The organism is Commensalibacter sp. B14384M2 (assembly GCF_016101865.1).
Lineage (GTDB): Bacteria > Pseudomonadota > Alphaproteobacteria > Acetobacterales > Acetobacteraceae > Commensalibacter > Commensalibacter melissae.
Genome location: NZ_JACFPS010000002.1, coordinates 62041 through 82451 on the forward strand (window position 1 = coordinate 62041; position 20411 = coordinate 82451).

General features: G+C 36.8%; 15 protein-coding genes and 1 tRNA gene. 3 read left to right on the plus strand and 13 right to left on the minus strand.

Annotated features, from left to right (window positions below; genetic code table 11):
• Nucleotides 1-90: 90 nt before the first annotated feature.
• The 6 genes from lon to H3R33_RS04145 all read right to left on the minus strand — a co-directional run bounded on the left by lon (nt 91) and on the right by H3R33_RS04145 (nt 8098).
• The gene (gene lon / locus H3R33_RS04120) at nt 91-2466 is read right to left on the minus strand and encodes an endopeptidase La (protein ID WP_232342149.1); all 2376 of its coding nucleotides are present in this window, start codon (nt 2464-2466) and stop codon (nt 91-93) included.
• A 383-nt stretch (nt 2467-2849) separates the two neighbouring features.
• Complete coding sequence (clpX, locus tag H3R33_RS04125; protein ID WP_155568024.1) at nt 2850-4112, minus strand: ATP-dependent Clp protease ATP-binding subunit ClpX; 1263 nt, start codon at nt 4110-4112, stop codon at nt 2850-2852.
• Nucleotides 4113-4229: 117 nt separating this feature from the next.
• Entirely contained in the window at nt 4230-4874 is a 645-nt protein-coding gene (locus tag H3R33_RS04130) for an ATP-dependent Clp protease proteolytic subunit (protein ID WP_198184937.1), read from the minus strand.
• 156 nt (nt 4875-5030) lie between these two features.
• Nucleotides 5031-6362, minus strand: a complete 1332-nt coding sequence (gene tig, locus H3R33_RS04135) for a trigger factor (RefSeq protein WP_198184936.1) — start codon at nt 6360-6362, stop codon at nt 5031-5033.
• Between the two features lie 131 nt (nt 6363-6493).
• A tRNA-Leu gene (locus H3R33_RS04140) sits at nt 6494-6578 on the minus strand.
• A gap of 86 nt (nt 6579-6664) precedes the next feature.
• Nucleotides 6665-8098, minus strand: coding sequence for an NAD(P)H-hydrate dehydratase (locus H3R33_RS04145; RefSeq protein ID WP_198184935.1), 1434 nt, complete (start codon nt 8096-8098; stop codon nt 6665-6667).
• Nucleotides 8099-8289: 191 nt separating this feature from the next.
• On the opposite strand from H3R33_RS04145, the gene H3R33_RS04150 reads away from it, so the two are divergent.
• Together H3R33_RS04150 and H3R33_RS04155 are read left to right on the plus strand one after the other, a co-directional pair.
• Nucleotides 8290-8733, plus strand: coding sequence for a hypothetical protein (locus H3R33_RS04150; protein ID WP_198184934.1), 444 nt, complete (start codon nt 8290-8292; stop codon nt 8731-8733).
• 123 nt (nt 8734-8856) lie between these two features.
• The gene (locus H3R33_RS04155) at nt 8857-10272 is read left to right on the plus strand and encodes a DEAD/DEAH box helicase (RefSeq protein WP_232342137.1); all 1416 of its coding nucleotides are present in this window, start codon (nt 8857-8859) and stop codon (nt 10270-10272) included.
• Nucleotides 10273-10338: 66 nt separating this feature from the next.
• Here the strand turns inward: H3R33_RS04155 and H3R33_RS04160 are convergent, their stop codons facing one another.
• From H3R33_RS04160 to H3R33_RS04190, 7 genes are all read right to left on the minus strand, one after another.
• The gene (locus H3R33_RS04160; protein ID WP_155565353.1) at nt 10339-10779 is read right to left on the minus strand and encodes an SUF system Fe-S cluster assembly protein; all 441 of its coding nucleotides are present in this window, start codon (nt 10777-10779) and stop codon (nt 10339-10341) included.
• Nucleotides 10780-10823: 44 nt separating this feature from the next.
• Entirely contained in the window at nt 10824-12071 is a 1248-nt protein-coding gene (locus tag H3R33_RS04165; protein ID WP_198184933.1) for an aminotransferase class V-fold PLP-dependent enzyme, read from the minus strand.
• Nucleotides 12072-12083: 12 nt separating this feature from the next.
• Nucleotides 12084-13340: a Fe-S cluster assembly protein SufD gene (sufD, locus tag H3R33_RS04170; protein ID WP_198184932.1), complete on the minus strand. Its 1257-nt coding sequence runs from the start codon at nt 13338-13340 to the stop codon at nt 12084-12086.
• Entirely contained in the window at nt 13333-14115 is a 783-nt protein-coding gene (sufC, locus tag H3R33_RS04175) for a Fe-S cluster assembly ATPase SufC (RefSeq protein WP_198184931.1), read from the minus strand. The genes sufD and sufC overlap by 8 nt, the downstream gene beginning before the upstream one ends.
• 8 nt (nt 14116-14123) lie before the next feature.
• Nucleotides 14124-15611, minus strand: a complete 1488-nt coding sequence (gene sufB / locus H3R33_RS04180) for a Fe-S cluster assembly protein SufB (protein WP_155565350.1) — start codon at nt 15609-15611, stop codon at nt 14124-14126.
• 38 nt (nt 15612-15649) lie between these two features.
• Nucleotides 15650-16072, minus strand: a complete 423-nt coding sequence (locus tag H3R33_RS04185) for an Rrf2 family transcriptional regulator (RefSeq protein WP_198184930.1) — start codon at nt 16070-16072, stop codon at nt 15650-15652.
• A 98-nt stretch (nt 16073-16170) separates the two neighbouring features.
• Nucleotides 16171-17454 carry a DUF445 domain-containing protein gene (locus H3R33_RS04190; RefSeq protein ID WP_198184929.1) on the minus strand — a complete coding sequence of 428 codons (1284 nt, stop codon included), beginning with the start codon at nt 17452-17454 and terminating at the stop codon, nt 16171-16173.
• 126 nt (nt 17455-17580) lie between these two features.
• Here H3R33_RS04190 and H3R33_RS04195 point away from each other — a divergent pair, with 126 nt between their 5' ends.
• On the plus strand, nt 17581-20406 hold the full coding sequence (locus tag H3R33_RS04195; protein WP_198184928.1) for a phosphoenolpyruvate carboxylase: 2826 nt from the start codon (nt 17581-17583) through the stop codon (nt 20404-20406).
• The last annotated feature ends 5 nt before the right edge of the window (nt 20407-20411 follow it).

Consider the following 20411-nt stretch of genomic DNA (forward strand, 5'->3'; position numbering starts at 1 on the left):
AGCACTTTTCAAGAACGTCAACCGTTCAAGGACTTCAATAGTTATTTTAATACATTTATTCTATTTTTGGTTGCAATATCACCACATTATTTAATGTGCCAGCTGTTTTTTTGATGAAACATTACTTTTTTTCGCAATTACTGGTGCAGAGGTTTCCTCTAGCTCAATAGATTCGTAGGGTCTAATCAATGCTTGATGAATAACATCATCTACCATTTTAACCGGAACAATTGTCAGATTTGATTTGACATTATCGGGTATTTCCACCAAATCCCTTTCATTTTCTTGAGGAATGAAAACTTTCTTAACTCCTGCACGCAATGCAGCAAGCAATTTTTCCTTAAGACCGCCTATAGGTAAAACCCTGCCCCGCAAAGTGATTTCCCCTGTCATGGCTATATCCTTACGAACAGGAATACCTGTCATAATGCTGACAATACTGGTTGCCATCGCAACACCAGCAGATGGTCCATCCTTTGGGGTTGCACCCTCAGGAACATGAACATGTATATCATGCTTTTCAAACAAGTCAGGATGTATTCCAAATTGTAAAGCTCGACTTTTTACATAAGATAAGGCTGCAGATACACTTTCCTGCATTACCTCGCCAAGCTTCCCGGTTATCTTTATATGCCCCTTGCCTGGAACCATGACACTTTCTATATGAAGAATGTCACCACCTACTTCTGTCCACGCAAGTCCAGTTACGACACCTATAATATCGCGTTCTTCACTTTCACCATAAAAATACCGTTTAACCCCGACATAATCCTCCAGATTATCCAACGTGATCTTTACATGGTCACATTCTCCAGAAACGATCTTCTTGACAATTTTACGAGCAATTTTCGCTATCTCTCGTTCAAGATTACGTACACCTGCCTCACGGGTATATGTGCGGACAAGTTCACGCAAAACCTCATCATCAATTGACCATTCTGTAGGTTTAAGACTGTGAGATTCCCCCTCCTTCTTGATCAAATGCTGACAGGCGATCTGAACCTTCTCATCTTCTGTATAACCGGCAATGCGGATAATTTCCATACGATCCAATAAAGGTTGTGGCATATTGAAACTATTTGCCGTTGTAATGAACATTACATCAGAAAGATCATAATCGACTTCTAGATAATGATCTACAAACGTGGAATTCTGTTCAGGATCAAGAACTTCCAAAAGAGCGGAAGCTGGATCTCCGCGCCAGTCTGCTCCAAGTTTATCAATTTCGTCCAGTAAGAATAAAGGATTAGAAGTCCCAGCCTTTTTCATTCCCTGAATAATTTTACCGGGCATTGCACCAATATATGTTCGACGATGTCCACGAATCTCGGCTTCATCGCGTACACCCCCCAAGGACATACGAACATATTCACGTCCCGTTGCCTTGGCTATAGAACGGGCAAGGGATGTTTTACCAACACCTGGTGGTCCAACAAGGCATAAAATTGGACCTTTAAGTTTGGAAGAGCGGATTTGAACAGCAAGATATTCAAGAATTCTTTCCTTTACCTTTTCCAGTCCATAATGATCGTGGTTTAAAATTTCCTCCGCTTTTTTTAGATTCTTGGAAATTTTGGAACGTTTTTTCCAAGGCAAACCTACAATCCAGTCTAAATAATTACGTACAACGGTTGCCTCTGCAGACATCGGACTCATCCCGCGTAATTTTTTAAGATCAGATAATGCCTTGTCACGAGCTTCCTTGGTTAAGCGAAGTTTTTTTATCTTGTCTTCTAATTCTGTCAACTCATCTTTACCGTCTTCGCCCTCGCCCAATTCTTTTTGAATAGCCTTTAACTGCTCATTCAAATAATATTCGCGCTGTGTCTTCTCCATCTGTTTTTTAACACGATTTCGTATACGCTTTTCAACTTGCAATACTCCAACTTCTGTTTCCAAATGTTCAAGAAGTTTTTCCAAGCGTTTTTTCAAATCAACCGTTTCAAGTATTTCCTGTTTTTCAGAAACTTTAAGATTAAGATGGCTTGTAATTGTATCTATAGCCTTGGAAGAATTTTCAATTTGATTGACAGCTACCAGAACTTCAGGCGCGATCGACTTGTTCAGTTTAACATATTGCTCAAACTGATTAGTCATTGTTCTTTTTAAGACATTAATCTCCTTGTCATCATTCTCCGTTTCTTCAATAAGCTCAACCTCTGCCTCAAAAAAAGCTTCATGATCAATAAATTTCTTGACCTTGGCACGTTGAATACCCTCTACCAATACCTTGACTGTTCCATCAGGTAATTTTAACAACTGTAAAATAGTTGCAATTGTTCCAAATGAATAAACATCCTTTTCCGTAGGATCTTCAACTGAAGCATCTTTTTGGGAAACAAGCAATATTTTTGAATGATTTTTTGTAACTTCCTCTAAAGCGCAGACCGATTTTTCTCGCCCTACAAATAAAGGTACAATCATATATGGAAATACAACAATATCCCTTAACGGTAGAACAGCCATAATATTGGGCTGTCTTATTTCTTGGTCTTTATTGGCATCCTTCTCTTTTTCTTCAGAGATTTCGGATTCAATTTTCTTTTCTGTCATAAATTTATGACCTCCTTATATGGACGATCCTGTAAGAATGCCCAGGATGGCACATTCTATAAGATTACAATCTTAATATTATATATGCAGTGTATTAATTTTTTTTAAAGTAATAAACAGAATTAATTATTCTGAACCTTTATGAGTAAAAAACAATCCTAAATATCAAGATTTATTACAGATAATAAATTAATATAAAAAAAATTTACATCAAAAATAAGATATTTCTCAACCTTTTTTGATAATAATAAAAAAGACCCTTTTTAAAAGAGTCTTTTCCATAAAACAATAAGTGTTTATGCAGTTTGTTCTTTATGAGGGGATATCTCCTCATAAACATAAACCGGTTCCTCTTTATGGTTAATCACCTCTTTATTAATGACAACTTTGCTTACCCCTTTAAGATCTGGCAATTCATACATTGTCGACAAAAGAATATCTTCCAGAATTGAACGCAACCCACGCGCACCTGTCTGTCGTTCAATAGCCTTATTAGCAATTTCCTGAATAGCTTCTTCTGTAAATTGCAATTTCACGTTCTCCATTTCAAACAGTTTTTGATATTGTTTTACTAGAGCATTTTTTGGCTCAGTCAGTATCTTCATCAAGGCTTTTTGATCAAGATCATCAAGTGTAGCGATTACGGGCAATCTTCCAATAAATTCAGGAATTAACCCGAATTTCATCAAATCTTCGGGTTCCATCTGTCGAAACAATTTCCCAACTTCTTTATGATCTTGTGAATTTACATCTGCACCAAATCCAATCGTGTACCCTACACTCCTATCACTAATGATTTTATCCAAACCTGCAAATGCACCACCACAAATAAAGAGAATATTCGTAGTATCCACTTGCAGGAATTCCTGTTGCGGATGTTTCCGTCCTCCTTGAGGAGGAACAGATGCAACAGTACCTTCCATAATCTTAAGAAGAGCTTGCTGAACACCTTCGCCACTTACATCCCTTGTAATTGAAGGATTATCGGATTTACGTGAAATTTTATCAATTTCATCAATGTAAACGATACCCCGCTGCACCCGTTCCACGTTATAATCTGCAGCCTGTAACAATTTCAATAATATGTTTTCGACATCTTCACCAACATATCCTGCCTCGGTCAGGGTTGTTGCATCTGCCATTGTAAAAGGAACATCCAGAATTCTTGCAAGAGTTTGGGCCAACAAGGTTTTACCGGTTCCGGTTGGTCCAATAAGCAGAATATTGGATTTAGCTATCTCCACATCACCAGCTTTATCGATCTGGTTTAACCGTTTATAATGATTATGAACAGCAACGGACAAAACCTTTTTTGCGTCTGTCTGTCCTATAACATAATCATCCAAAATTTTACAAATTTCTTTAGGAGTGGGTAGATTGCCTTGTTTTTTTGCTATTTGCGTTTTATTCTCTTCACGCACAATATCCATACATAATTCGACACATTCATCGCAAATAAATACGGTTGGACCTGCGATTAATTTACGCACCTCATGCTGTGATTTCCCGCAAAAGGAGCAATATAATGCATTTTTTGAATCTTTTTTATTATCAGTCATTTTAACCTTCACCCCCAATTAAAGTCAGGGTCAGAAATACCAACCAGTAAATATCATTATATAAATTATTTAGTTAAATAAGATAATTTTTAAAGAAATCTTATAATAATATTATGACTATTTGTCACTTTCTTTTAACAAATCTGCATTACGATTTTGAACCACCTTATCAATTATACCAAAATCCCTAGCCTCTTCAGGTGACATATAACTGTCTCTTTCAAGACGTTGTTCAATTTCCTCTAGTGTTCTTCCGGTATGCAATTTATAAATCTCGTTAAGCTTTTTACGTATTTCCAATATTTCTTTGGCCTGAATTTCTATATCGCTTGCCTGACCTTGCGCACCACCAGAAGGCTGATGAACCATAATTCTCGCATTGGGCAAGGCAAATCGATTATTGGATTCACCTCCACATAAAAGTAATGATCCCATTGAGGCAGCTTGACCAATGCAGACAGTACTCACAGGACAACGTATATATTGCATCGTATCATAAATTGCCAAACCAGCCGATACTACACCACCAGGGCTGTTGATATAGAAAGAAATTTCTTTTTTTGGATTTACACTTTCTAAATATAATAACTGAGCAGAAATCAAAGATGCAACTTGATCATATACAGGACCCGTGAGAAAAATGATTCTTTCCTTAAGCAGACGAGAATAAATATCAAAAGCACGTTCCCCTCTGGACGTTTGTTCAACAACCATTGGAACAAGTGTATTATCATATATTTCCAGAGACTTGAAATCTCTCATTAATTTTCTTCCCAAATTTATGTTTGATTAAATAATAGTATATTTATTCAATTTAAGAAAATAAATACAACAAAAATAAGATAGAATTCAATTTTCCAAAAAAAGAATGTCTGGAAAAATTTCCAGACATTCCCAATACCAAAATCTATGAAATTCCTAAATCTTAACAGTGGGCATCTTAGAGAGCTCTTCCGGACTCACCTCTTTATCCTCTACCGTGGCAAGCTCTGTAATATAATCAAGAACTTTATTCTCGTATAGTGGACCGCGAATAGATTCGACAGCCTGCGGATTTTTCTGGAAAAATTCCATAACTTCTTTTTCTTGCCCCGGATAACGCATTGCCTCGGCCCGCATCGCCTGAAAAAGTTCGTCTTCATTAATTGTTATCGAATTAACTCTTCCAATTTCAACAACCAGCAATCCAAGGCGAACACGTCTTTCTGCAATTTTGCGATAATCTGCCTTTAAAGTTTCCTCGTCTTTGTTCTTGTCTTCTTCATCAAGAAGATCATTTTTACGGTCATTTTCAATACGCTGCCAAATTTGCTTGAATTCTGTATCAACCAATCCTTCAGGCAATTCAAAATTAACTTTCCCAGCCAACACATCCAAAATATCACGTTTCAATCTCAAACGGGACATCTGATCATATTCAGCAACAATTTGCTTTTCAACAGCTTCTTTTAGTTTATCTAAATTTTCAAATCCGAGTTTGGTTGCAAATTCATCGTTCACTTCAGGAACAATAGCCTCTTTTAAGGTTTTTGCCTTGATATCGAATGTTGCCTCCTTGCCAGCCAAATTGGCAGCCTGATAGTTTTCAGGGAAAGTAACCGTTATTACTTTTTCCTCTCCTGGTGTCATTCCTTCAATCTGTTCTGCAAATCCCGGAATAAACCCCTTACCACCAATTTCAACATCAACATTCTCTGCAGTGCCACCCTCAAAAGCTACGCCTTCAACCTTACCCACAAAATCAACAGACAGAACATCACCGGATTTAGCAGGCCGCTTTTCATCAATAGCCTTAAATTCACGTTGCCGTTGGGCAATTGTGTCAAAAGCAGATTTAAGCGATTTTTCATCTGGCTTGGCTTTTAAGCGAGTCAAATGAATATCTTTAAGATCTGGAATTTCAAAGTCTGGAATCAATTCAACTTCAAAAGTGAATTCCAGATCATCCCCCTTTTTATAACCCTCTTTGAGATTGACCGATGGTTGACGGGCAGGTCGCAGACCTCTTTCACTCAATGTATCTCTGACTGCATTTGAAATCGCCTCATTGACAACCTCATTCTGAACAGATTCTCCATAACGTTGCTCAACAATCGTTAATGGCACTTTTCCCGGCCTGAAACCAGGGATATTCATCTCGTGTCCAAGTTTTGTTAATCGTTGATTTCTCGTTTCAGCGAGTTGTTTTTCTTCAATAATGATTTTGAAGCCGCGTTTTAAGCTTTCAGAAAGCGTTTCAGTAACCTGCATCAGCCAGGCCATCCTCTCGGTCTAAATTAAATTTTACCCTAATATTATAGAGCGTTTCAGAATTAACATTAATTTATATCACTTTAACAGCCAGATCACAAAAATCATATGGAATTAACATCATACGTTTTTGGTGCGGATGGAGGGACTTGAACCCCCACGACTTGCGCCACTAGATTCTAAGTCTAGCGTGTCTACCAATTTCACCACATCCGCACGTCTGTGCATTGAAGTTTTTCTATTTAACGCACTATCTATCGCAGGGCAACAATTTTTTTAACAAAACTCAATTTTTCTTATTTTCATTTTTCTACGTGATATCGACCATTATCTCTCGCCTTGCCAAGATTGTGAATTAAGTCCATTGCATTAGGCCAAGAGTTGTTATGTAAAAAAGCTGCCTCTCCATGAATCCAGACCGCGGCACAAGACGCTTCCCATACCTCCATACCACACGCAAGCAAAGTCGCGATGACTCCCGTTAGTACATCCCCAGATCCTGCTGTCGCCAATCGTGCATTTGCATGACAATTGACCGCTACCCTGCCATCGGGAGAAGCTATTAATGTATCCGGACCTTTGAGAATGACCACTGTATTAAGAATACTAGCTGCCTTTTTAACCGCTTCAATCCGGCAATCTTTAAAATCACCAAATATCCGTTTAAATTCACCTATGTGAGGCGTAATAACGGCACATTGTTTCAACAAATCAAAATTTTCTTTTGTCAAAGCGCTTGCATCGGCAACAATCGTTTTATTTGTCTTGATTAAATTTGTTAGGGATATTTTAACCTCATCTTCTGTCAGACCAGGCCCGCATACCCAGACTTTTCTTCGTTTATCCTGTAAGGTATCAGTGAAATCACCCTCATCAACCATAAAACAGGGTGAAGTTAACAAATATAAATCACGGCTACCAAAGGCAAAGATATGCACCAATCCAGCCCCGCAGGAAGAAGCTGCTAATGCTGATAAACGAGCGGCTCCTGTTACCGTTCCCCCTCCCACAACATTTACAATGCCACGATGATATTTATAATCTTCAACGTCTGCAATTGGAAGTTCCCATAATCCCGGTTCGTTCAACCAGGTATTTATTGATAGCTCTGACAATATGTTTTCTGGTATACCTATATTTGCAATAACAAGTTTACCTATATATTCTCGTCCAGGTAAAAGATAATGTCCCGCTTTGGCTCTACAAAACGTTACGGTCAATTCAGCGTGGGGAGCATAACCTCTGATTATACCCGTCTTGCCATCAACACCAGAGGGCATGTCTATGGCAACAAGATGATCTGCAGCATTCAACACCGAACTTATATGATCATCAATGTCACGAGATAATCCCGCACCAAAAACAGCATCCACAACTAAATCTGCATCCCTCACAGATTGAATATTAAAATCAGTTTTATCGCCATTCCATTGAACAAAAGCCTTGTAAGCATCAGTTCCCTTTTCTGGAGGTTTCAAAGAGGCAACCTTAACTGGCCATCCCTCATTGGCAAGTATGTGTGCCACGACATATCCATCACCTCCATTATTTCCAGGACCGCATAAAACAAGTATTTTACAAGGTTTATAAAATTGCATAATTGCCCGTGCAACAGCTAATCCAGCATTTTCCATCAAAGTTAAAACAGGCAAATATTGCATTGCGATCTTGTCAACCTGATTCATTTCTTCTGGATTTATCAGAAGCAAATTAGTTTTTTCATTTTTTAATTGCATAATGATATATCTTTCAATGTGATGAATTAAGTATATCACTTATAATTATAACTACGAATGATTATAATATGGCAAACTATAAAGAAAAATTGCTTTTTTTGCCTTTATTTGACATGAATGATTTTAACAATCATCACGTCAATGATAAGACGGATTTAATCTATCGAAACCACAATATCTAGGAAATTAGTATGGCTCATATGAATTTTTACTGGGGAATTATCACTTCGATTAACTCTATTGCTCTTTCCATATGGATCGGAAGTCTGTTTTTTTATTGTCTGAGTGTTCAATCATCAGTGGGATTACTTGATAAAACACTCAAATCTTCCGTATTATTGCAAAACCTGAAAAGAATTTATCAACTTAATGGTTTTAACGCTTTTGCCATCCTGATTTGTCAATTGATTCTTTTTATTCACCACTATTTTGACAAAACTGTAAACTGGTCTGGTTATGCCGCCATAATTACCACTATTCTAATGATAATTTTCCATCTATATAGTTTTACGTCAGCCTATCAAAAAGCAAACCGATCTATACGACCTAAGACTGATCTTTATAATAAAATTTGTAATATTTTCAAATTAATTATATTTTTGGGAATAATAGACATTTTATTATTAAATTTTTAATGAAATTATTATTAGTTATTCTGTTTTACAACAAAATAAGTATATTGATTAATTACAATATTCTTATTATATAAATGAATAAGCTATTTTTATTATTTTTAAGTGTTAACGGTAAGTTTTATTTTGCCTTCTCATATACAAAAAAACAAATTAATTGACAACAATACATCTACAAATCTTGCGATTGAAAAAATTGAGACTTTTGAACAACTCAAATTGTCTCCCTCAATTTTGTCAGCCATTGATAAAATAGGATTTGACAAGCCTACGGAAATTCAGGCAGCTGTCATTCCCATGGCTTTGCAAAAAAAAGATATCGTTGGGATAGCCAGAACCGGTACCGGTAAAACCGTCTCTTTCACATTACCAATTCTCGAGATGCTTTCCCAGTCCAAGGGACGTGCAAGAATGCCACGCGCTTTAATTCTAGAACCCACTCGTGAATTGGCACTTCAGGTTGCAGATAATCTGAAACTATATAATAAATATGTAAAATTTTCCCATAGTTTACTCGTTGGTGGCGAAAGTCAGTCTGAACAGAAAGAAAATCTTCGACGTGGAACCGATATTATTATTGCAACACCGGGTCGATTGATTGATTTGTTTGGTCAGGGAGCAATTTTACTCAATCAGATTCAGATACTCGTCATTGATGAGGCAGATCGTATGCTCGATATGGGTTTCATCCCAGACATTGAAAAAATTGTTTCCTATTTACCCCAACAAAAACAAACCCTGCTTTTGTCAGCTACGATGCCCCCAGAAATCAAAAGATTGACAAATTCTTTTCTTGTAGATCCAATTGAAATATCTATTTCACCACCTTCATCAGTAGCCTCAACTATTGAATCGAAAGTTATCATCGTTCCTGATAACAAAAAAAGAAAAATTTTACGCACTCTTTTACAGCAGGAAAATGTAAAAAATGCGATAATTTTCTGTAATAGAAAAAAAGATGTTGACATTTTAACTCGTTCCCTGAAGAAACATGATTTCAAAAGTGCCTCTCTTCATGGTGATATCGCACAACATCATCGAACCCAAACGATGGAAGATTTTAAAAATGGAAAAATTCGGTTCCTCGTTTGTTCTGATATTGCCGCACGAGGGATAGATGTTGAAAATCTAACGCACGTTTTCAACTTTGATATACCTCTTCAACCCGAAGATTACGTACATCGAATTGGAAGAACAGGAAGAGCGGAAAAAACGGGTTATGCTTACAGCCTTGCAACACTTGAGGAAAAAGAGTTAATTGTAAATATCGAAAAACTTATAAATGAAACCATTCCCGTTCTTGATATTAACGATTTTATGAATACCTCTAAAGAAACAGATAATTCAACAGATAAGAAATTGGTTAAAAATAAAAATTCTCGTCAACAAAAAACCAAATCTAGAAAGGCGGATAATAAGAATTTGATTGAAGTTGCTCCACGTATTCCCCTAACACATGCATTAATTGATAACGATACACCTGTTATTGGATTTGGACAATTTGTACCTGCCTTTATGCTATCGCCGTTTCGTAAGCTTTAAAAAAAGAAACTGAAGATAAATAACATTATTATTTATCTTCAGTTAAAATTTAAACCGATATGAATTTCAGAACATATTCAGGGTTAGTCGAGCTTCATCGCTCATTCTTGAAGGATCCCAGGGAGGGTCCCAGACAATTTCCACCTTTACTTCGGTCACCCCTTTAACTTTTTCAATAGCTTGCTGAACCATGACGGGTAATTCTTGCGCACTTGGGCAATTAGGCGCTGTTAAAGTCATTTCAACTTGCACCTTTCCATCATCATGTAAATCGATAGCGTAAATTAATCCCAAGTCATATACATTAACTGGAATTTCTGGATCATAAATTGTTGAAACAGCATCAATAATTGCATTTTCATCAATTTCTTCCTTAGGATTGTTAATCTGTGGGTTTGAATTATCCTCAGGTTTCCAAGCCTCGATATTTTCTTGATTAACATCAGATTCAGATGTAGATACTGCTTTTCCAATATTATCTGACCTTTTTTGATCAACATTATCCATAAAAAAACTCTGCCATTCATATAATTATGGGTAAAAAATCTTTATCAATGATTAGATCTTTGAAAAAAATCAATAATCATGTTCAATCCATCCACAAATTTATCGATCTCATCAAAAGTTGTATAAACTGCAAAACTAGCCCGCGATACGCTTGTATAACCAAATTTTTTCACTAACGGTTCAGCACAATGCTGACCTGCACGAATGGCGATACCATTTTGATCCAACAGGGTTGCAATATCATGAGCATGAATATCCTTTATCGAAAAAGAGATTACCCCTCCCCTTAAAGATGATGATCCCAATATAGATAAACCAGGAATATTCCTCATTTTAATCAGCGCATATTCAACCAGATTTTTATCATGCTGCATTAAAATATCATATCCGATAGATAAAACATAATCTATTGCAGCCCCCAAACCGATCACCTCAAGTATGGGTTGTGTACCGGCTTCAAATTTAGTAGGAATTTTTGCCCAGGTTGACCGTTCAAAAGTCACATTCTCAATCATGTCCCCTCCTCCCATAAAGGGAGGCATTTGATCCAGACATTCTTTTTTTCCCCATAAAATGCCAATACCCGTAGGACCGTAAAGTTTGTGTCCTGTAAAAGTGTAAAAATCTATATCAAGATCCTGAACATTAACCGATTGATGAACAATTCCTTGACTGCCATCAACAAGAATTTTGGCACCATTCTTGTGTGCCATCTCAGCCAGCATTTTGATTGGATTAATCGTTCCCAACACATTGGACATATGGGTTACAGCAACCAATGCAATATCATTTTCAATTAAAATTTGTTCAAATGCCAATATATCGATATCACCATTTTCCAATATTGGTGCAATGTATAAATGGATCCCTAATCTGTCACGCAACATTTGCCAGGGAACAAGATTGGCATGATGCTCCATTTCAGTTATTAAAACACCCTGCCCCTTTTTTATCAGACCTCCATAGGAAAAGGCTACAAGATTGATCGCTTCAGTACTATTTTTAGTAAAAATCACTTCATCGGACGTAAATGCATTTAAAAAACCGGCAATTTTTTTTCGGACTGATTCATATTGATCTGTAACAGCCTCACTCATGGCATAAATGCCTCGATGCACATTTGCATATTGCGTATATGCGGCGTTTTGCATCGCTTCAATAACCTGTATTGGTTTTTGGGCTGATGCGCCACTGTCCAAGAATACAAAATCTTTACCGTGAATTTTTTGTTTTAAAATTGGAAAATCATTTCTAATTTGCTCAATATTAAAAGAATAGACAGGGTTAGACATCGCAATCACTTTTCAAGTTGAGGCGGTTACGTAATAATATAATAAATTCTGCAATAGGGTATCTTCGATCTTTTCAATAGACTCGTTAACAAATGCATTAATCAACATTTCTCTGGCCAATTCATAAGAAATTCCACGAGACATTAAAAAAAACAATTGTTCTTGGTCCAATGCCCCTATTGCTGCACCATGGGAACATTTAACATCATCTGCATAGATTTCAAGCTCAGGTTTAGTATCTATTTCCGCTTTATCTGACAATAATAGGGCCTGGTTTTGCTGCTGTGCATCCGTTTTCTGGGCTAAACGATTGACTAGCACCTTGCCCTGATAAACCCCATGACTGTTATCAGATAGGATATTTTTAACATTCTGATTGGATTGACAATGTGGAACACTATGAACCACTTTTGATGCAATATCGGCATGCTGTTGACCTGACAAAATCTGGACAGCATCAAAATCTGCCTTACTCCATTCCCCGGCCAAATCAATATTCAGTTCATAACGTGAAAATCTGGAACCTTTATTCAACAAAAATTGCTGATAACATGCATGATCAGACAATTTAACATAATTACTAGAACAATTATAGCTTTCTGATAATGTATGGTTGATAATGGTATAGTTTAGTTTAGACTTTCTTCCCAGTTCTATTTCATGAACGGAATTTGCAAAATAAACACCTTTTCCATAATTTATTTCAATTACAGAACATTTATTTTCTTTCTCAATATAAAATGAATACTTTGGTGAAAAAAACAGTTTTTCAGTTGTTTCAGCTTTCCCTAGATTAATACATAAAATTGTCTGATCATTGAAATTTTTATTACAATTAAATTGCAAAACGGGATTTTCAACAACTTTGTTCAATGCCGTCAAAAAATCATCGTTCGGAATTGACCAACCACTTTTGAAATTCTTATTTAAAGAAAATTCGTTTGAATGAAAACTAATTGTTGAAAAAGTCTCTAGATATTGACCATTATAGGTGATTATTCTAGGTAAATTTAGCAAATCTACGGTTAATATTTCTTCTAAGGCCCTATGAACAAACGCTTCATCAATAACAAAATCACGCGAAAAATCTGTTTTTTGCAACCATTTCAAATCGCTGTATTTCCAAGCTTCAGTTTTACGTGTCGGGAATTGAAGAGTCAGCAATTTATCAACAATATTTCTCTTGTCTTGTAAATATTCAGATAAAGACAACCTATTTAATATTTCCAACCAATTTTCACGCTTGTTCATCGCGGTGACATTATTCATCAATTTCATCCAAAAACCGTCCGTAACCTTCTTTTTCAAGCTGAAGTGATAAATCAGCTCCTCCAGTATGGATAATGCGACCCCTTGCTAAAATATGGATATAATCAGGCTTGATATAATCCAATAAACGCTGATGATGAGTGATAATTAAAGAGGAAAATTCTGAAGATTGAAGAGTGTTAACTCCTTCTGCGACAATACGCAGCGCGTCAATATCTAACCCACTGTCAGTTTCATCCAATATTGCAAAAGATGGTTGCAATAAGGACATTTGCAGAACCTCATTTCGTTTTTTCTCACCTCCAGAAAAACCGACATTTACATTGCGTTTAAACATGTCTGTTGGAAATGAAAGCTTTTTTGCCAACTGACGGGCCAGTTTAAGAAAAGACACCGCGTCAAGTTCTTCCTGTCCTCGCGCCTTACGAACGGAATTGGTTGCTGTACGTAAAAAATTGGCATTATTGACCCCAGGAAGCTCCACGGGAGACTGAAAGGCAAGAAACAATCCCGCCACGGCTCTATCATCAGGAGACATTTCCAGAAGATTCTCCCCTTTAAACCATACCTGACCAGATGTCACTTTATAACTGGGATGACCAGACAAGATATAGGAAAGCGTTGACTTACCAGAACCGTTAGGTCCCATAATAACATGAGTTTCACCAGCGGGAATTGATAAATTGACACCTTTCAAAATTTGCTTTGATCCATTTTCAACAGTATCATCAATAACGGATGCATGTAAATTTTTAATTTCTAATAACATATTCATAGTTTAAACTAACCCACACTTCCTTCAAGACTTATCTGTAAAAGCTGTTGCGCTTCTACAGCAAATTCCATTGGAAGCTCTTTTAAAACATCTTTACAAAACCCGTTCACAATCAATCCGATTGCCGCTTCCTTGGTTAATCCACGCTGTTGACAGTAAAATAACTGTTCTTCGGAAATCTTGGAAGTTGTCGCTTCATGTTCAATTTTGGCGGAACTATTTTTACTTTCAATATAGGGAACTGTATGTGCACCGCAATTATTTCCGATCAGTAAACTGTCACATTCAGTGAAATTGCGACTGTTTCGGGCTTTTGGCATCATTCTAACCAATCCACGATATGTACTGTCAGATTTTCCTGCACTAATGGTTTTTGCCAAAATGGTGGAACGTGAATTGGCTCCTATATGAATCATTTTTGTACCGGTATCAGCCTGCTGATATCCATTTGTTACCGCTACAGAATAAAATTCCCCGATTGATCCTTCCCCTTGTAAAATGCAGGAAGGATATTTCCAGGTAATTGCCGATCCGGTTTCAACCTGTGTCCATGAGATACGTGACCGTACACCACGGCAAGCACCACGCTTGGTAACAAAATTGTAAATTCCACCCTTACCATTTTTATCACCCGGATACCAGTTTTGGACTGTGGAATATTTTATAAAAGCCTCACTCATGGCCACAAGTTCTACAACAGCAGCATGCAATTGATTTTCATCCCGTTGAGGAGCTGTGCATCCCTCCAAATATGATACGGTAGAAGCATCATCAGCAATAATGAGCGTACGTTCAAATTGTCCGGTATTTTTTGCATTTATACGAAAATAGGTTGAAAGTTCCATAGGGCATTTCACACCTTTCGGAACATATACAAATGAACCATCCGTAAAAACAGCGGAATTCAAGGCTGAATAAAAATTATCTCCCTGTGGCACCACACTACCAAGATATTTTTTAACCAAATCTGGATAAGATTGTATAGCTTCTGAAATTGGACAAAAAATCACACCCGCTTTCGCAAGAGTTTCTTTAAACGTCGTGGCAACAGAGACACTATCAAAAACTGCATCAATGGCAACAGGTACAGTCTCTCCATTTTCCGGTTTTTCAACCCCCGCCAAAATTTCCTGTTCTCTTAAGGGTATACCCAATTTTGCATATGTTTTTAACAATTCGGGATCAACCTCATCCAGAGACTTTGGTCCTTTTTTCTTTTTTGGGGCTGCATAATAATGCAAGTCCTGGAAATCAATTTCAGGATGTTTGAACTTACCCCATGTTGGAGCCTCCATGGTCATCCACATCCGATAGGCTTTCAAACGCCATTCCAGCATCCAATCAGGCTCATTCTTGCGAGCAGAAATTGAACGGATAACATTTTCATCAAGTCCCTTGGGTAGGATATCCATTTCAATATCCGTTTCGAACCCCCACTTGTAGGTATCTGTCTTAAGCTGCTTCAACAAGGCCTCATCTTGGACATGTTTATTCATAATATGCTCTGTTTCTAAATGTTCGTTTCTTGAATTTGTTAATTCTTATTTAAGTCAAGTCTGGCAGAACTCTTTTTTAAATCTGCCAAAGTTAAAGTTTCAAAAACATTTTTTATTTGATAATTCAATACTTCCCATTTTCCATATAAAATACACTCTTCATTCTCAATACGACAATCATCCTTTTTACAATCAACCAACTTAATGGGTCCCTCAATAATTCTAACAACCGTAGCAAGGGAAATTTCACTAAGCTCATTCAATAGATAATACCCACTCCCCGGTCCTCTCGAAGATTTTGTCAAGGAAGCTTTGGTTAGCATTTTCAGTATCTTGGCAACAGTAGGTTCAGGAATATGTGTTCTCGCAGCAAGTGTGGATGAAGAGACAACAGTTTTATATTGATCAAGGCTTATGATAATAATCGTTGCATAATCAATAAGTTTGGATAGTTTCAACATAATTTATCAATTCGATCAAATAAAACATTTTATATAGGACTATATAAGTCCATTTTTATCGATTTAAAAGTTTTTTTATTTTTTTATAATACAACAGTTTAAGGATTAAAAAACAGTTTAACAAATAAAAAAAAGATTATTCCGATTGAAAATCCTACAATAGAACCATTTATCCGTATATATTGCAAATCCTTGCCTATTCGACATTCAAGTCGATCAACCAACGCTTGACTATCCCATTGCGAAACAGCAGTTTCAGTAAAACGGATCAACCCTTCCTTAAAATTTGGTAATGATCTTGAAATAAGTTTCAATATCGCCTTGTTTATTTTTTTTCTGATTTTGGGATCTTTTTGTAGCAGTTCAGAAAAATAATGAATTGAATCAATAATCACATTCCTAAACCATCCTTCCTCATTCCTGGCATCATCATGAATAAATTTTCTAATTTTTTTCCAAAGATTTTCACGCCATTCCTGTATACTTTCATGATTTACAATTTGTCTAAAGGCTTCAGATATATTTTTGACACGTTCAGGATCATTCTCAATTTTATCAATTTCATCCTTTATCCACTGGCCGATTTTTTCTCTTACAGCATCATTATGTGGATCTATCCGATCCATTTCCTTATTTACAGCGACCAAAACTTTTGTCGCAATTGAATCACCGATCATCCATCCCAGAAAACGACCACCCTGTTCTTCCACTCGACTATGAATCATTTCCCTGAGGCTGGATTCTTTTTCTTTAAGCGTTTTCTTAAGAATTTCCAAAATAAATGAAATTATGTCTTGATGCTGATCGATATCGAGCATTGTTCTTATAATTCTACCGATAAAAGGTGAGATTGATTCTCCACTCAAAAGACGATTTATAATTTTTGTTATTAAGTTACTGATCCGACCATCTTCAATCCGATCAAGAAAATCAGGAAGAGATTTCAACAAAATACTGCTCAGATATTCAATATTCTCTGTTTTATTCAAATATTTTCCCAAAAAACTTGGAAGATCCATTTTTTTCAAAATAAGAGTGATATCTTTCTCAGTAAAAATATACTGAGCTATAAACCATCCCAACCCGTATCCTAGACGTTTTTTTTGTTTTGGTAGAATTGCGGTATGAGGAATGGGCAAACCCATGGGATGTCGAAATAATGCCGTCACCGCAAACCAATCAGCACATCCACCGATAAATCCAGCCTGACTACCAGCCAAAATCAATTCAACCCAGAAATTATGTTTGATTCCTGTATAAGTCGTCAGATAATAGCCTAATAAAGTTATACATCCCATGATTAACAGCAAAATAGTTGCCAATCGATGATAGCGTAGGAAAATTATTTTTACGTGGTCATCTGGACTTGAAACTTTATTCATCGCCTTCAACATTTTTTCGTGTAATTATTGTTATCGTGAATTTATACCTTTTATTTCTCTTTATAATAATTAATCATATTAAGACAGATTTATTTATATGAAACTAGTAATGGATAATTTTGGATCATGACGGAATCAACGAACTCCTCTTCCCAGATACTTGATGAGCTGCTACAGTTAACTAATCAATTGAGATCAAAAAAAGATCACCAACCAACAGAAAATCCTGTCCTGACCTTAGCACAGAAAATTAACCAAAAATTAGAGTCAAATGATCTTACTACAGAAAATCTCAAAGAAATAATCCAGAAATTAAGAGATTCCGCTTTTTTGTCACATGCCAAACATCTGCAGAAATACCTTTACAATCCCACTAAAGATAATATTCGGCAACGTATCGAAACCGTCTTAAAAAAATTAATCCAGCAATCCGATTACGCAAACGAAAAAAATAAGGAAGCAAGTTTTGAAAATTTCAAGAAATTAGTTGAAACTACCAAATTTGCCGCAATTTTTACGGCACATCCAACTTTTTCCCTTGCCAATCCGGTTTACACAGCCTTGGCAGATATGGCCAGTCATCCTATAGATGATGACACAAATATTCCCTTTTTTACGACTCACAGACGATCTGCCCCCCCTGATTTGAAAGAAGAACTTCAACTTGCAAATAATGCCATTGTTAGGGGACGAAATGCTTTGGATCTGCTCAATTATACACTTTTTGAGACAGCAAAGGAATATTGGCCTGACCATTGGACCAATCTGAATCCCAGTCCAATTTTACTGAGCAGTTGGGTAGGATATGATACGGATGGCCGAAGCGACATAGGCTGGTGGGATAGTTTACTCATACGCCTACAGATGAAAAAATTACAATTGGAACGTCTATATCAGCAATTAGACAACATCCCAAATGGTGTCGACCAATTAAAAAATACTGTTGCAATTGCCCTAAACTGTGTCAAGAATCAAATCCATAACTGTCCTTTAAAGCCTGACCCTGATCAATTTTCAAATTTTTCCCGAATATTGATTGAAAACCGTCATGAATCAATTCTTTCAACCGATCAGCTTCTTCCTCTTTTTGATCAAGCCATGAACGATGTTGATGATAATTTCATTATTGATTTATTGATCGCGAAGGCGGGTTTTGTCACTCATGGTTTAAGTCTTTCACATTCCCATGTTAGACTTAATTCCACCCAAATTCATAATATGGCCCGTCAACGATTGGGGATAACCAGTAATCCTGAAAATCCTTCTCATACAAGAACACTTTTTAATACGATAAATACAGCATTGGATAAAATTGACCCTGTTCCTGTGGATTTCGGTGCTTTGCTAACTGAAAAGGCCTCGGCAAGCATATTAATGATGCTGTTAACCCAGATATTCAAACATATTGATAGCAAAACCCCTATTCGCTTTTTAATTGCGGAAACAGAAAGCGGTTTTACATTACTTATGGCCCTTTGGCTTGCAAGATTATTTGGGATTGAGAAAAATATCGAGATTTCGCCATTATTTGAAACAGATTATGCCCTCAATCATGGCGACAAGATTATTGAACAAGCCCTGAGATCACCGCATTGGCGCAATTACTTGAAAAAAACAGGCAAGTTATGCCTGCAATTTGGGTATTCTGATTCCGGCAGATTTATTGGTCAAATTGCAGCCACATATCAGATTGAAAAATTACGCAAGAAAATTGCAAAACTTTTGGCTAAATATCAATTATCAAATATTCAACTTATTTTATTCGATACACATGGCGAAAGTATCGGTCGTGGTGGTCATCCATTCAGCATGCAAGATCGTCTGGAATATCTATCCCCAAAAATTACTGAGCAATATTTTCATAAACTTGGTATACGAAGCAGACAAGAAACGGCCTTTCAAGGTGGAGACGGATATTTACTTTTTGGCACACAATTGCTGGCCAATGCCACAATCAGTATCATAGCAGAGCATATCTACGATTTTGATAAGGTTGAACATGATCCCATCTATGATGAAAAAGATTTTAATGCAGATTTTTTTTCAACGATCAATGCATCCATGAATGAATTGATTAATGATAAGGGATATGGAACCTTGTTAAGCACATTTGGTCCCTCCCTCATTGATCAAACGGGGTCAAGACCGGCAGTTCGCCAAAATGATACAGCAGCGGGAAGAAGTTATATAAAACATCCAAGGGAATTGCGTGCTATTCCTAACAATGCAATTCTACAACAATTGGGTTGGTGTGCTAATGTACTTCAAGGTTTGGGTACCGCAATGTCGGCCAACCCCGATACATTTGAAGAAATGTTGACAAACAGCAAACGGTTCAGGCAATCCCTCGATTTTGCCTTTCATGCCCTTAAGCACTCCGATGCATCTGTCTTGAGAGCCGGAATCTATATGCTTGATCCCGGCATCTGGCTAGATCGGGCTGCAACTGAAGAAAATCCTGTGATACAGGAATCCTATATGGCGCTGGCAAACGGATTGCAACGGCTGGATTGCTGGTCAAGTACCCAGGCAACTTTTCATCGCATACAGAAAGATCATATTATTCTTCTGTCAATTTGGAAAAATACGCCAATCATGGATGATAAGGAAATCCTGTTACATGCTATCCGATTGGCATTAATTGAAAAAATCTGGATGTTATCAACCAAGATTCCATATTTCTCTCCATTTAACGGTTATAACAGAGAACATTTGGATATTAAAATCCTGTGTTTGGAAATACCCTCGGTTTTGCATATGCTCGTCAATCATATCTTTCCACAAGCATCTGAACATGTATCCGATCTATATTTTTATGAACCAAAAGGTCCAAGAAATGAAGGTGCATATGCAATGGATGACCGTCAAATATTTAAACCCATGCAATATAATTTCGATTTGGTCAGGGAAATTTCAATCGCTCTCATTCATCGATTACATGCATTCGGATAAATAAA